This is a genomic window from Enterobacter sp. CPE_E1241, assembly GCF_045618265.1.
GTDB classification, from domain to species: Bacteria; Pseudomonadota; Gammaproteobacteria; order Enterobacterales; family Enterobacteriaceae; genus Enterobacter; species Enterobacter adelaidei.
On record NZ_JBIWYV010000001.1, the window covers coordinates 1,380,432 to 1,394,499 of the forward strand.

General features: G+C 52.1%; 10 protein-coding genes. 5 read left to right on the plus strand and 5 right to left on the minus strand.

The features are described 5' to 3' along the window. The first annotated feature begins 33 nt into the window (after positions 1 to 33). Both sucC and sucD read left to right on the plus strand, forming a co-directional pair. A complete protein-coding gene (gene sucC, locus ACJ9Y9_RS06640) occupies positions 34 to 1,200 on the plus strand; it encodes an ADP-forming succinate--CoA ligase subunit beta (RefSeq protein WP_006809579.1) in 1,167 nt (388 codons plus the stop codon). Then, a complete protein-coding gene (gene sucD, locus ACJ9Y9_RS06645) occupies positions 1,200 to 2,069 on the plus strand; it encodes a succinate--CoA ligase subunit alpha (RefSeq protein ID WP_008501094.1) in 870 nt (289 codons plus the stop codon). Before sucC ends, sucD begins: the two co-directional genes overlap by 1 nt. Before the next feature lie 84 nt (positions 2,070 to 2,153). Here sucD and ACJ9Y9_RS06650 read toward each other — a convergent pair whose 3' ends face one another. Genes ACJ9Y9_RS06650 through ACJ9Y9_RS06665 form a run of 4 tightly spaced genes read right to left on the minus strand, consistent with a single transcriptional unit; the run spans position 2,154 to position 7,007 of the window. Beyond that, entirely contained in the window at positions 2,154 to 2,477 is a 324-nt protein-coding gene (locus ACJ9Y9_RS06650) for a cupin domain-containing protein (RefSeq protein ID WP_028019434.1), read from the minus strand. A gap of 47 nt (positions 2,478 to 2,524) precedes the next feature. After that, on the minus strand, positions 2,525 to 4,459 hold the full coding sequence (locus ACJ9Y9_RS06655) for a heparinase II/III family protein (protein WP_028019433.1): 1,935 nt from the start codon (positions 4,457 to 4,459) through the stop codon (positions 2,525 to 2,527). Between the two features lie 28 nt (positions 4,460 to 4,487). After that, positions 4,488 to 5,720 (minus strand): alginate lyase family protein, encoded by a 1,233-nt coding sequence (locus ACJ9Y9_RS06660; RefSeq protein ID WP_032667022.1) that lies wholly within the window; start codon positions 5,718 to 5,720, stop codon positions 4,488 to 4,490. A 30-nt stretch (positions 5,721 to 5,750) separates the two neighbouring features. Further along, a complete protein-coding gene (locus ACJ9Y9_RS06665) occupies positions 5,751 to 7,007 on the minus strand; it encodes an MFS transporter (RefSeq protein WP_032667021.1) in 1,257 nt (418 codons plus the stop codon). Between the two features lie 416 nt (positions 7,008 to 7,423). On the opposite strand from ACJ9Y9_RS06665, the gene ACJ9Y9_RS06670 reads away from it, so the two are divergent. Next, positions 7,424 to 8,179 carry an oligogalacturonate-specific porin KdgM family protein gene (locus ACJ9Y9_RS06670; protein ID WP_032667020.1) on the plus strand — a complete coding sequence of 252 codons (756 nt, stop codon included), beginning with the start codon at positions 7,424 to 7,426 and terminating at the stop codon, positions 8,177 to 8,179. Positions 8,180 to 8,237: 58 nt separating this feature from the next. On the opposite strand, the gene ACJ9Y9_RS06675 is transcribed toward ACJ9Y9_RS06670, so the two are convergent. Further along, positions 8,238 to 8,954: a GntR family transcriptional regulator gene (locus tag ACJ9Y9_RS06675; RefSeq protein ID WP_028019430.1), complete on the minus strand. Its 717-nt coding sequence runs from the start codon at positions 8,952 to 8,954 to the stop codon at positions 8,238 to 8,240. A gap of 170 nt (positions 8,955 to 9,124) precedes the next feature. On the opposite strand from ACJ9Y9_RS06675, the gene mngA reads away from it, so the two are divergent. Continuing rightward, the gene (mngA, locus tag ACJ9Y9_RS06680; RefSeq protein ID WP_028019429.1) at positions 9,125 to 11,041 is read left to right on the plus strand and encodes a PTS 2-O-a-mannosyl-D-glycerate transporter subunit IIABC; all 1,917 of its coding nucleotides are present in this window, start codon (positions 9,125 to 9,127) and stop codon (positions 11,039 to 11,041) included. Positions 11,042 to 11,063: 22 nt separating this feature from the next. Next, positions 11,064 to 13,697 (plus strand): mannosylglycerate hydrolase, encoded by a 2,634-nt coding sequence (gene mngB, locus ACJ9Y9_RS06685; RefSeq protein WP_028019428.1) that lies wholly within the window; start codon positions 11,064 to 11,066, stop codon positions 13,695 to 13,697. Positions 13,698 to 14,068 lie beyond the last annotated feature (371 nt).

A 14,068-nucleotide genomic window follows, 5' to 3' on the forward strand; every position in this document is an offset into this window, starting at 1 on the left:
ACCTAACGATTACCTGAAGGATGGATAGAACACATGAACTTACATGAATATCAGGCCAAACAGCTGTTTGCCCGGTATGGCTTACCGGCTCCGGTGGGTTATGCCTGTACTACCCCGCGTGAAGCAGAAGAAGCCGCATCTAAAATCGGTTCCGGCCCTTGGGTAGTTAAGTGTCAGGTTCACGCTGGTGGCCGTGGTAAAGCGGGCGGTGTGAAGGTTGTTAAGAGCAAAGAAGAGATTCGTGCGTTTGCTGAACATTGGCTCGGCAAGCGTCTGGTGACCTACCAGACAGATGCGAACGGCCAGCCGGTTAACCAGATCCTGGTAGAAGCCGCGACCGATATCGCGAAAGAACTGTACCTGGGTGCGGTTGTTGACCGTAGTTCCCGTCGCGTGGTGTTCATGGCGTCTACCGAAGGCGGCGTGGAAATCGAAAAAGTGGCAGAAGAAACCCCTCATCTGATCCACAAAGTGGCTATCGATCCGCTGGCAGGTCCAATGCCTTACCAGGGTCGTGAGCTGGCGTTCAAACTGGGTCTGGAAGGTAAACTGGTTCAACAGTTCACCAAGATCTTCATGGGTCTGGCGACCATCTTCCTGGAGCGCGACCTGGCGCTGATCGAGATCAACCCGCTGGTGATCACCACTCAGGGCGATCTGATCTGTCTCGACGGTAAACTGGGCGCTGACGGCAACGCACTGTTCCGCCAGCCGGATCTGCGCGAAATGCGTGACCAGTCTCAGGAAGACCCGCGTGAAGCGCAGGCTGCACAGTGGGAACTGAACTACGTGGCACTGGATGGCAACATCGGCTGCATGGTTAACGGTGCGGGCCTGGCAATGGGCACCATGGACATCGTTAAGCTGCACGGCGGTGAGCCAGCAAACTTCCTCGACGTAGGCGGTGGCGCAACCAAAGAGCGCGTAACCGAAGCGTTCAAAATCATCCTGTCTGACGACAACGTGAAGGCCGTTCTGGTTAACATCTTCGGCGGTATCGTGCGTTGTGACCTGATCGCCGACGGTATCATCGGTGCAGTGGAAGAAGTGGGTGTTAACGTTCCGGTGGTTGTGCGTCTGGAAGGTAACAACGCTGAACTCGGCGCGAAAAAACTGGCTGACAGCGGCCTGAATATTATTGCAGCGAAAAGTCTGACGGATGCAGCTCAGCAGGTTGTTGCCGCAGTGGAGGGGAAATAATGTCCGTTTTAATTAATAAAGATACCAAGGTTATCTGCCAGGGCTTCACCGGTAGCCAGGGGACTTTCCACTCCGAACAGGCGATTGCCTACGGTACGCAGATGGTTGGCGGCGTAACGCCAGGTAAAGGCGGCACCACGCATCTGGGTCTGCCAGTCTTTAACACCGTACGCGAAGCGGTAGAAGCGACGGGCGCAACCGCGACCGTGATCTACGTTCCGGCACCGTTCTGCAAAGACTCCATTCTGGAAGCGATCGATGCAGGTATTAAACTGATCATCACCATCACTGAAGGTATCCCGACGCTGGATATGCTGACCGTGAAGGTGAAGCTGGATGAAGCTGGCGTGCGTATGATCGGCCCGAACTGCCCAGGCGTTATCACTCCAGGCGAATGCAAAATCGGTATCATGCCGGGCCACATTCACAAGCCGGGCAAAGTGGGTATCGTTTCCCGCTCCGGTACGCTGACCTATGAAGCGGTCAAACAGACCACCGATTACGGCTTCGGCCAGTCCACCTGTGTGGGCATCGGCGGTGACCCGATCCCGGGCTCTAACTTCATCGACATCCTGAAGCTGTTCCAGGAAGATCCACAGACCGAAGCGATCGTGATGATCGGTGAGATCGGTGGTAGCGCTGAAGAAGAAGCGGCTGCTTACATCAAAGAACACGTGACCAAGCCAGTTGTCGGTTACATCGCGGGTGTGACTGCGCCGAAAGGCAAGCGTATGGGTCACGCAGGTGCGATTATCGCGGGTGGTAAAGGTACGGCTGATGAGAAATTCGCAGCGCTGGAAGCCGCAGGCGTGAAAACCGTTCGCAGCCTGGCGGATATCGGCGAAGCACTGAAATCCATCATTAAGTAAATCCTCTCTGCTCTCTGCAAGGAGAGCGTTGAAATAAAAAAATGTCCGTTTCGACATGGTTGGCCGCTGTAAAGCGGCCTTTTTTTATTGCAGAAAATCCTCACGTATCGGCGTAAAGGTATCCAGCAGGGTTCCCGCCTTGTGACAGACGCAGCCGTGCATAACATTGGGTTGTTTGTACAGCGTATCGCCTGCTCTGACGGTATGCGTTTCGTCGCCAATGGTAAATTCAAACTCACCGGAGAGAACATACGTCAACTGCTCGTGGGGATGGCTGTGCATGGGGCCGATGGCACCCTGCGCGAAATGTACTTCAACCGCCATCATATTGCCGGCATGGGCGAGGATCCGGCGGGTTACGCCATTCCCAGCCTCTTCCAGCTGGGTCTGATTGTGAAAAACAAACATCGTATTACCTCAGTTGTATAGTGAATGAGTGACTTCTGACCGAGCTGTCAGAGGCGGTATGTGCGGTTTAACGTCATGTCAATCACGGTTATTGTATCGTCGCTCTTCACGATATCGACTTTCCCGGTGCCCGTGAAATCTGTGACAAACACGAAGGAAATGCGCTTATCTCGGCTGCGTAATAGCAGGTAGTCGATCGTTGATGTCGAAGGGTTATTCGGTCCCTGAGCTTTGATTAACGCCGCATTGTTGGTCGAAAAGCAGGTGACAGATACCGGGGCGTCGGCCTGGTAGTGAACCTCCATTTTACCCTTCAGCGGCTGTTCAGTTGCCTGCTTAACGTAGGGGTAGCAGATCCGGACGCCATTCTGTGGCGCCGTCGGTGTTGCTGAGGCGTTGATGTGGTAAACCGCATCGACGCACTGGTAGTGAGGATTATCGACGTCCCATTTATCAATCAGCAGGTTTTCCGTCACGACGATGCTACGGCGAAAAACGATATCCCGGTAGGACTCATCATCCCACTCCACGCGAGTTTTACTGTCGGGTAACACAGCGGCGCTGCACCAGTCCACTTCGGCGATCAGCCGCGATTCTCCCTCCTGCTGCTGGTAATCGAGAACCCTGGGTAGTGCAGGGGGCTGGTTGAGTCCGTTGACGCACAGCGTATTGTGCGAAAACGTATTTTTGTAGTAGCCATAGTGCAGCGGTGCGCCATAGCCGGTTGTGCCCAGATCGGGGAACAGCGCGCTGTAGTTATTGAAGACGATAAGGTTGAGTCTGTCGTAGTGATCGTGCTCGCCGCCGTAGGGGCCATGTTTAATGCATACGGCGCGGCCTGGCGCGTTGCGGATTATCGTAAATCCGGCGTCAGGATTATGCTCATTACCTTCCGGGGCGCTTAACGCCTGCGTCGGCAGCGGTTGCCCATAGAAAAGGGCATCAATGTTGTCGCGCGGTCCAGCGGTGTATAGCCAGGCTAACAGCTCGCCATATTGCGGGTTGCCATAATAGTTGAACGCAAATTCATAGATATCGGCGTGGCCGAGTCTCTCCTGGCCGTTCACGCAGTCGTTTACTTTAGGCAGGGTCATATTCGGCATCAGCAGCGTCAATGGCAGCGACAGCATGTTCGTATACCAGGGCTTATCCAGCAGGCTGAACGGACCATGTTGGGCGAATTTCTCAAAGCCCATGAACGCCTCAAGCGCGTAATAGTGGTAATGCAGCGAACCTTCGAACCATAAGCCGCCGGGCAGCAGGGCATGTTCCAGCTGATACCGCAGGCCGTAAGGGCTGTTAACGGCAAACGTCAGATAGCGATCGTCGTCGAGAATCGCGCCGATAATGCCGATGGTCGCGCTGATCTTCACCTCGTGGTTGTGGATTTGATTGCTACGGTGCTGCATCAGAAAATCGGCTCCGCTGCGCAGCAGGCGTCGGGAAATATACTCATACTGTTCTGTCGTCAGCGCGGCGCTGACGATATCGAATCCACGGGCAAAATCGGCATGACAGTTGGCTTCACACAGCGTCTGCGCGTTGGCTTTACCGGGACCGTTATAAGGAATACCGCCGTGTTCTTCGTAGTCAGGGTAGTATTTTGCGTACTGCATCAGGATATCGGTAATTTTATTGAGGTATTTATTATCGTCCGTTAGCAGCCAGAGGATGCCCAGCTCATAGCACGCTTTAGCATTGAGCCCGTTAAGCCAGCGCCACCAGGCACCATAGTAAGGTTCACCGGTAAAGACGGCTCCATCAACCGGGCAACGGTGCTTATTGGGCGATTTCCGGTCCCAGAACAGCCGCACGCTGTGTTCCGGGCAGTAAAAATAGTGGTTCCACGTGGCGCAGCCCGTTTGCGGAACCAGCGTGTCGTGGTTAAGGACGTCGCGGTTGTTTTCCTCCAGGCGGCGAAGGATCTCCGGCGTTACCCGGGCTTTTGCAGCGGCAATCTGTGCTTCTGTAAACTGTTTCATTATCTACCTGTATGCGTTGACGTGGCGCTTACTTCACCAATACAGAGCCCGGGGTCAGGATGTTGATATCGGTGTCATTTGCCTGCGTCAATAGCGCGGCATTTTTGCTGAAGTCATTGTCTTTCCAGACTCTCGCTGCGGCGAGTAACGGACCAGTAGCCTCTTCAGGGTTGTATTTTATTTCCTGATACGGCCAGTCGCTGGCGTCTTTGCCGGTTTGCTGGCTGACGAAGGAAAAGGCTTTTTTCATGGTTCGCCCATCCAGTTCATAATTCCAGACATCATCACCGGTTATTTCACCGTAGCGCCCCATTCTGGCGTAGGCTGCCAGAGCAAAATTGGTGTAATGGAAGGATCGAGTTCGTTCAAGCTCGGCCGGTAGTTCGCCTTTGACGTTCACCTGAGCAGCAAGGTGGCGATTTTTGAAAATATCGATTTGCCGACGAGCCTGTTTGACGTCACCGGAGAACAACGAAAAGGCGGTAACCTGCGCGTCATACCAGGCGCCGTGATTGTTATACCAGTTTCCCTCTTCCTGGCCGTTAGCGCTGGATAACAGCCATGTGGCATAGTCCGAATACCAGCTTTTGTAACCCTGAACCTCTTTATCCGAGAGGAAGCCCGCATGTTGCAGCAGGATGATGCTGTCAGCGACGTCGATCAATACGCGCGTATCAATAATGCCAATCCCCCGGCCATTTACTATGCCCGGAATTGCCTGGGCGTAACTGAGATCAGGATTCATTCGGGTTTGCTTGTTCAGAAACCAGGTGTCCAGCATGATTTCTGCTTTTTGCGCATAGCGGGCGTCTGCGCTATAAAATGCGGCCAGTGAGAGCGCTCGGACGTCGTCAGAGAACTGCACCAGGCGTTTGCTGTCCGTATCGTCTGTCTTGGATGACGGGTTTATCTGGCCGTCTTTACGAATCCAGGGAAGATGGTCTTTGGTATCCGGGTTTGGCCACCAGTAGGGACCAAAACTGTAATAGTCATGCTTATTCCCGGACGCCGGTAACAATTTTTTATCGGTCACACTCCAGGGTTTATGTTCCAGCGCCTGGTCTGCTTTCTGCAGCAGATTTTTCCAGGCGGGAGCGTAGGTTTGATCTCCGCGCTGAATACTTTCTTTTATCTCAAGCATCTGCCTGCAATCGTACGTCAGGCAGTCGTCATTCGAGCCCTGAGGCAGTGTATTCCCACTCGCTGCTAACGCGGAGGTTGAGAACAGCGCGCTGATAAACGCAATGTTGCGATAATTCATCGGTATATTCCTTACATTTATACCCGTCATTCAGGCGATTACCGGTGTGACTTTTTCAGAAGGGAGCTTAATCAGCATCCACAGGAACAGGGCGCCAATCAAATCGAAAACGCCCAGACCGATAAAGAAGATGTCGTAACCCACAACAGCGACCATGGCACCAAGGAAAATACTGAACAGGAAGTTCCCCATGCTGCCGGTGAAGGCGGCGAAACCGGTCGCGGTGGCGACTTTTTGTCTTGGGAACAGGTCGGATGACATGCTGATCACCGTAACGGACAGACACTGATGGGCGAACCCGGCAATACAGAACAGCGCAATGGCCACATAGACATTACTGACGAAACCAACGCCAGCCATCGACAGCATCAGCAGGGCGGCAAACGTAAAAGTGATGCGTTTGGCGTTAACAATATGCACGCCGCGGTTATTCAGAAACTTCGAAATGTAACCCGCAGCCAGGCAACCCAGGTCAGCGGTCAGGAAGGGGAGCCAGGCAAACATGGCGATTTCTTTCATGTTCATGTGGCGCACCGTCACCAGGTAGAGCGGCATCCAGTAGTGCAGCGTCCCCCATGCCGGATCGGCCATAAAACGCGGTAAGGAGATGGCCCACAAGCTTTTATCCTTGATCATGGACATCAGGGAGGCTTTCTCTTTAACCACTTCTATTTGATCGGCCATGACCTCTTCGTGCTCTTCCTTCAGCAGCGCAGGATGCGACTCCGGGGAGCGATAAAGCACCGCCCACAGAATGGCCCAAACAACGCCGATGGCGCCGGTGACAACAAAAGACATTTCCCAGTTGTAGTTAACAATCGCCCAGACAACCAGTGGCGGGGCCAGCATGGCACCGACGGAGGTACCGAGGCTGTAAACGCCGCAGGCTAAGCCGCGCTCCTTTGCCGGAAACCACTCGGCGGTGACTTTCATACCCGCAGGGTTGAAGGCGGCTTCGGTCAGGCCCAGGCCCCCGCGCAATGCGGCAATGGGGAACCATGTGCTAAATAATGCCGTCAGCATGTTGCACAAAGACCACAGCGCGGCCAGTACAGCAAAACTGACTCGCAAGCCGAATTTATCGATCACAAAACCGCAGGCGATCCCGCCGATGGCATAGGTGAATGGAAAGACCGACACAATCCATGAGTATTGCTCGCTGGAGAGATTCAGCGTTTTCATCATTTCTGGTGCTGCGACGCCGAGCGTGCTTCTGGCTAAGTAGTTGATAATCGTACCTAACATGACGAGTGAGATAATGTACCAGCGCAGTTTTTTGATCTTCACAACATTCACCTTGTCCGTTGATAATTAGCTTTGGTTAAAATAAAACAATGTTTCATTTCATTTTATGGACTGGTGATGGAGGTGTTCATGATCTTGATCTCAGTTTTGAAACAATATTTCATTTTGTTTGGATTGGGTGATTGGAAGAGGATTTTGTTTGTTTTTGTTAACTGTTTTATAAGTCGATAAAACTTAAATTTATTTGGTGAATAATTCATGGGAGGTTTTTATTTTACACTTTCAATTATTAAAACTGTATTTTGATAATTTTTATGATCACGATCTTGTTTGTGAAACAATGTTCGTGATTTTAATTTGTAGATAAATATGATTCTCGAAAATTGCGGGTTGATGGCTGTTGATTTTATTTGTTTATGGCAATGAGTTTTCTTTTCTTAAAAGGATGAAGGTCTGTTATGCAAAAAAATCCATTACGTTTTCTGATTCTCTTCGCTGCTGGGTTGCCGCTGGCGAGCCATGCGCTAACGTTTGATCTCCGGGGCGGCTATAAAACCGGGAGCCACTCCTATGAGTCGCGGTATAAGATCAGTGAGAGCTGGGCTAACGGCTGGTGGGCAAGCGCGGAGATGGATAATAAAAACAATAAAAATAACGGAAAGGGTACAAATGGTTCCGATAAGTCCGACAGTGCTCACTCTTTTGGTGACAGCACAACTGACTATAACGAGATAGAGACTAATTATACCTGGCGGTTTGCCGATAAGTGGAATCTACAACCCGGGGGGATTTACCACTGGAGCAGTAAAGGCACTCAGATTCGTCCCTATATCAGGGTCAACTATCTACCCGGAGCTGACTGGAGTCTCGGTTTGCGTTACCGATACGATTATAATACTTATGAGACTGTTAACGATGAGGGAGAGTCACATCGCGACAGCGTTAATCGTCTCGACATCTTTGTGGGTTATAAATTTAATCGCGAATGGAGTTTCTTATATCAGGGCACAGCATATAAGCATGCCAATGAGGATTACACCTATAAAAATAATAAAACCTGGGCAACTGAGAATGCATTTACACTGCGGTATAAGTGGAACGAATGGTTTAGTCCCTATGTTGAATACGACTATTTAGATCAGCAGGGCTACTACGAAGGTGAGGATAATGTCTCTGAGTCGCGCTATCGCATTGGTATGACGTTTACGCTTTAAACGCGATTATTACCCTGAAAACCCGGTTTAGCACCGGGTTTTTGTCATTCATGTACGTTTAGTGTCTACGTTTCGCTACTAGCGTAAATTTGTAGTCATCACTTTTGAAGGTATTACGGCTGTATTCAAATACGCGTCCATCACTGAGATAGCCGCGGGAGATTTTTTCGAGGACAGGTTTTGCCGCATCGATCCCCAGTGCATTCACAACCTCGGCAGAGGGCATCACGGGAATGACCTCCTGCTCACTGCGGTCGATAACCATCTTTTTAATCTGTTCGATGTAATGATATTTGGAGTTTTCCATCACGGCCCAGGTGAGGTCGTCGAACATTGCCAGCGGCATCCACGTCTCTTCCAGATTCACAGGTTTTTGCTTAATAAAACGCACGCGTTTGATATGCCAGACGTTGTCATCAGGGCGAATGTTCAGCTTTTCCGCGAGTTTCTCATCTGCTTTGATCACTTCGAATGTTTTGACATCGCTATGGGTATCAACATTGCGATCCGCCAGTTTTTCGTAAAAGCCGGTGAGTTGATAAATGTCGTAATTAACGCGCTCCTCTTTGACGTAGGAGCCGCTGCCCTGAATGCTCTCGATAATGTGCTCTTCGGTGAGCAGCTTTAGCGCCTGTCTCACCGTTACCCGACTCACGCTAAAGGCGTCCTGCAGACTGGATTCCGTTGGTAACGCATCACCAGGTTTTAACTCACCGGCGTTGATTTGCTCGCGAAGCGCATCGGCTATCTGTCGGTACATCGGTTTGTTGCCCATATCATCTGCCTTCCTAATACCTTTTAACGGAATTATGCCCTCAGACTAAAATTTGTAAACAATACAAATTAAATACAAATAATGTTTTTAGGTGAAAGTGATCACATAAATGTATTGTTTTGTCTGCCACACTCGATCCCGAACAATAACCATTGAGTGTGAGGATCTTTATGGACCTGACGACCCTGACCCACCCCAGCGCAGTCTGCGTGCTGGCGCGGTATACCAGCCGTGATGAGGCAATACGCCAGCTCACTCAGCGGCTGGTGGCACTGGGCAAAATTGCGGACGGCGAGACATTTTTGACCGACGTCTTTCACCGGGAATCACTTGGCCCTACCGCGCTGGGAGAAGGCCTGGCGGTACCGCATGGCAAATCTGGCGCAGTGAAAGACGCCGCTTTTGCGGTGGCAACATTACGGGAGCCGCTGGCCTGGGAAGGCGTTGATGGCCCGGAAAACGTCGAGCTGATTGTCCTGCTCGCCATTCCCCCGGCTGAGGCGGGCTCAACGCATATTCAGGTGTTAACGGAGCTGACGTCTCGCCTGGCGGATGATGCCCTCCGGGCGCGGGTGATGGAGGCAACCACGGCAGAAGCGCTGCTTGCCGCGTTAAATGATGCGCCACAGGATGAAGACGTTATCGCGTCAGAAGATGCGTCCACTGTTGTCTGTGTGACGGCGTGTCCGGCCGGGATTGCGCATACCTACATGGCTGCTGAGTACCTTGAAAAAGCCGGGCGCAAACTCGGCGTGAACGTGGTGGTTGAAAAACAGGGGGCGAACGGCATTGAAGGACGCCTTACCCCTGAGCAACTGCAGGAGGCTCGCGCCTGTATTTTTGCGACAGAGGTGGCTATCAAGGAAAGTGAGCGTTTTCAGGGGATTCCCTCGCTATCAGTGCCTGTCGCGGAACCGCTGCGACATGCTGAGGCGTTGATTGAGCGCGCGCTCGCATTACAGCCCTCACCGGTGGCGCGCCCTGTGCAAACAGAAACCGAGGCGAGAAAGAGCGTTAAAACGGAACTCAAGCAGGCGCTTCTCAGCGGGATCTCCTTTGCAGTGCCGCTTATTGTCGCCGGGGGCACTGTGCTGGCCGTCGCAGTGTTACTGGCGCAGATCTTTGGACTGCAGCATCTGTTCGATCAGGAAAATTCGTGGCTGTGGATGTACCGCAAACTTGGCGGCGGCATGCTCGGCATTTTGATGGTGCCTGTGCTGGCAGCCTACACCGCGTACTCGCTTGCGGATAAACCCGCGCTGGCTCCAGGCTTCGCTGCCGGTCTTGCTGCCAACATGATCGGTTCAGGTTTTTTGGGGGCGATCGCAGGTGGTTTGATTGCGGGTTATCTGATGCGTTGGGTGAAGAACCATATTCGTCTCAATAATCGCTACAACGGTTTCTTAACCTATTACCTCTACCCGGTTCTCGGTGTGCTGGGCGCGGGCAGCCTGATGCTGTTTGTGATTGGCGAGCCGGTGGCATGGCTGAACAACTCTCTGACGGCCTGGCTTAACGGTCTATCCGGCGCCAATGCGCTATTGCTCGGTACGCTCCTCGGTTTTATGTGTTCGTTCGATCTGGGCGGGCCTGTCAATAAAGCAGCGTACGCATTCTGTCTGGGGGCAATGGCCAACGGTGTATATGGCCCTTACGCCATTTTTGCCTCTGTAAAAATGGTATCGGCCTTTACCGTCACGGCGTCAACGATGCTGGCCCCGCACCTCTTCAAACAGTTTGAAATCGAAACCGGTAAATCAACGTGGCTTCTCGGGCTGGCGGGTATCACAGAAGGGGCGATCCCAATGGCGATTGAAGATCCTGTCCGGGTTATTGGTTCGTTTGTGCTTGGATCGATGGCAACGGGCGCAATAGTGGGTGCGATGGGGATCGGGTTGTCTACGCCAGGGGCGGGTATTTTCTCCCTCTTTTTACTTCATGACGCGGGGCTGGGTGGTGTGGTCGCTGCGGCAGGCTGGTTCGCTGCGGCATTGGCAGGTACCACCCTCTCTACGCTCGTTTTGCTGTTCTGGCGACGTCAGGCCGTCAGAAAGGGCAAATACATGACAGAAGACGTTACGCCTTAAAACTCACTAACAGGAAACGAAGATGAAAGCTGTATCTCGCGTTCATATTACGCCGCATTTGCACTGGGACCGTGAGTGGTACTTCACCACCGAGGAGTCGCGTATTCTTCTGGTCAATAATATGGAAGAGATCCTGACCCGCCTCGAGCAGGATGACGAATATAAATATTATGTCCTTGATGGACAGACGGCGGTACTGGAGGATTACTTCGCCGTGGTGCCTGAAAACCGGCCACGGGTGAAGGCGCTGGTCGAGCGTGGAAAGCTGATTATCGGTCCGTGGTATACCCAGACCGATACCACGATTGTCAGCGGTGAGTCGATTGTCCGTAACCTGATGTACGGCATTCGCGACTGTATGGCGTTCGGCGAGCCGATGAAAATCGGTTATCTGCCGGACTCGTTTGGTATGTCCGGGCAACTTCCGCATATCTACAACGGGTTTGGCATCACCCGTGCCCTGTTCTGGCGTGGGTGTTCTGAACGTCACGGAACCGATAAAACCGAGTTTTTATGGCAGAGTACAGACGGCAGTGAAGTGACGACACAGGTGCTGCCGTTGGGCTACGCGATTGGTAAGTACTTACCGGAGGACGAAGCCGGGCTGCGAAAACGGCTCGACAGCTATTTTGACGTGCTGGAAAACGCCTCCGTCACCAAAGAGATTTTGCTGCCTAACGGTCACGACCAGATGCCATTACAGCAGAATATTTTTGCGGTGATGGATAAGCTTCGTGAAATCTATCCGCAGCGTCAATTTGGAATGAGTCGGTTTGAGGACGTCTTTGAACATATTGAGGCACGCCGTGGGGAGTTGGCGACGCTGAAAGGGGAGTTTATTGACGGGAAATACATGCGCGTGCACCGGACAATCGGCTCGACACGCATGGACATCAAAATCGCCCATGCGCGCATTGAGAACAAAATCGTCAACATCCTTGAGCCGCTGGCGACGCTCGCCTGGGCGCTGGGCTTCGACTATCACCACGGTTTACTGGAAAAAATGTGGAAAGAGATCCTCAAAAACCACGCTCACGATAGCATCGGCTGCTGCTGCAGCGACAAGGTGCATCGAGAGATTGTCTCCCGGTTCGAACTGGCCGAAGACATGGCCGATAACCTGTCGCGTTTCTATATGCGCAAGATTGTCGACAACATGCCGCAAAGTGATACCGATAAGCTGGTCATGTTCAACCTGATGCCCTGGCCGCGTGAAGAGGTGATGAACACTACGATACGTCTGCGCGCCAGCCAGTTCCGTCTGCTTGATGAGAAAGGCAACGAGATCCCATATTTCATCCGTAGTGCACGTGAGCTCGACCCAGGTCTTATTGACCGGCAGATTGTCCATTATGGTAATTACGAACCGTTTATTGAGTTTGATATCCAGTTGAATCAAATCCTGCCGTCGATGGGGTATCGAACGCTGCTTATCGAACCTAACGTAGCAGGGAAGATGCTCTCTCCGCTGGAAAACACCGAGTCCCTACTTGAAAACGCCTTCTGGCAGATTGACTTAAATGACGACGGTACGCTGCGCCTGCGCGACAAAGAAACCGGGCTTATTTATGACCGCGTACTGGAAATCGAAGAGAGCTCTGATGATGGCGATGAATACGACTACTCGCCTTCTCGGGAAGAGTGGAGACTCACTTCAGCACAGGGCGAGCACGAAGTTGAGGTGGTGCATGAGGGTTGGCGGAGCAGGGCGATAATCCATCATCGGCTCGCCGTTCCGGCAAATCTGGCCGAGCGTTCGGCGCGTCAGCGAAAGGGGTCTCTTGACGTAGCGTTTGAAGTCACTCTCACGCACAACAGCAGGCGCATTGATGTTGACGTGCGTCTGGATAATCAGGCTGATGATCACCGTGTACGGGTGCTCATCCCTACGCCATTTACCACGCAAGAGGTGCTGTCTGATACGCAGTTTGGTTCGATCACCCGCCCGGTACAGGACCCGGCGATGGAAAACTGGCAGGAAGAGGGCTGGAAAGAAGCGCCGGTGCCCGTCTGGAATCTGCTGAACTACGCCGTTCTTCGGGAAAGGCGAAACGGACTTGCGCTGTTCACTGAGGGTCTGCGCGAATTTGAGGTAGTGGGTGAGAACAAAAAAGCCTTTGCCTTGACCCTACTGCGCGGCGTGGGATTACTCGGCAAGGAGGATCTGTTGTTGCGGCCAGGCAGACCGTCGGGGATCAAACTGCCCGTTCCTGACTCTCAGGTGCGCGGCCAGTTAACCTGTCATTTTAGCCTGTTCAGTTTCAGTGGAACGCCGGAAAACGCGGGTGTCGCGCAGCAGGCCAAATCGTGGTTAACGCCCGTGCAGTGCTACAACAAAATTCCCTGGGATGCGATGAAACTGAATTGTTCGTCGTTTACCACGCCGGAAAGTTACAGTCTGTTAGCTCTTTCGCCCACGGGATGCGTGCTCAGTGCCCTCAAGAAGGCGGAAGATCGGGACGAGCTTATTCTTCGCCTGTTCAACCCTTCGGCGTTCAGCGCATGTGACACGACGTTATCCGTGAACCCGACGGTGAAACGGTGCTGCGAGACGGATATGAATGAACGGATAACGGGCAGGGAAGAGGAGCAGGGCATTGTAGGGGCGTTTAGACCTGGAGAGTCGCGCACTTTTAGCTTCCTTATCGACCGATAGCGGTGATGCCTGAAAAGGCCACAGGTAATGTGGCCTTTTACACTAAATAGTTACGGTGCGGTGTTAACTTATGGGGTAATAAAAGTGAATTAAATGTAATTTTGCGGTATTGCAGAAGAAAAATGGAAAAATAATTAGGGAAGACTATCCTTTAGTGTTTGCCTCTTTGTGAAATGGCATTGTTCCGCTGCGTTAATTAAAATCACTTCTGTTCATATTTTTCCCGTCTTCGATAACCAATTACACTTTTGAATGCACATGTCATTAACAAGAATTTCACCATTCTTACCATGATTAAACATGGTTAACATTGAGGTTTGTTTTTGATTTAAATCAAAGTTTAATCCTTGGAAAAAGACGATGAAAAGCGC

What these genes read in the sequence shown, in the direction of transcription:
- mngB (WP_028019428.1), top strand. Translation starts at nt 11,064, where the DNA reads ATGAAAGCTGTATCTCGCGTTCATATTACGCCGCATTTGCACTGGGAC.
- sucD (WP_008501094.1), top strand. Translation starts at nt 1,200, where the DNA reads ATGTCCGTTTTAATTAATAAAGATACCAAGGTTATCTGCCAGGGCTTC.
- mngA (WP_028019429.1), top strand. Translation starts at nt 9,125, where the DNA reads ATGGACCTGACGACCCTGACCCACCCCAGCGCAGTCTGCGTGCTGGCG.
- sucC (WP_006809579.1), top strand. Translation starts at nt 34, where the DNA reads ATGAACTTACATGAATATCAGGCCAAACAGCTGTTTGCCCGGTATGGC.
- ACJ9Y9_RS06655 (WP_028019433.1), bottom strand. Translation starts at nt 4,459, where the DNA reads ATGAAACAGTTTACAGAAGCACAGATTGCCGCTGCAAAAGCCCGGGTA.
- ACJ9Y9_RS06670 (WP_032667020.1), top strand. Translation starts at nt 7,424, where the DNA reads ATGCAAAAAAATCCATTACGTTTTCTGATTCTCTTCGCTGCTGGGTTG.
- ACJ9Y9_RS06675 (WP_028019430.1), bottom strand. Translation starts at nt 8,954, where the DNA reads ATGGGCAACAAACCGATGTACCGACAGATAGCCGATGCGCTTCGCGAG.
- ACJ9Y9_RS06650 (WP_028019434.1), bottom strand. Translation starts at nt 2,477, where the DNA reads ATGTTTGTTTTTCACAATCAGACCCAGCTGGAAGAGGCTGGGAATGGC.
- ACJ9Y9_RS06660 (WP_032667022.1), bottom strand. Translation starts at nt 5,720, where the DNA reads ATGAATTATCGCAACATTGCGTTTATCAGCGCGCTGTTCTCAACCTCC.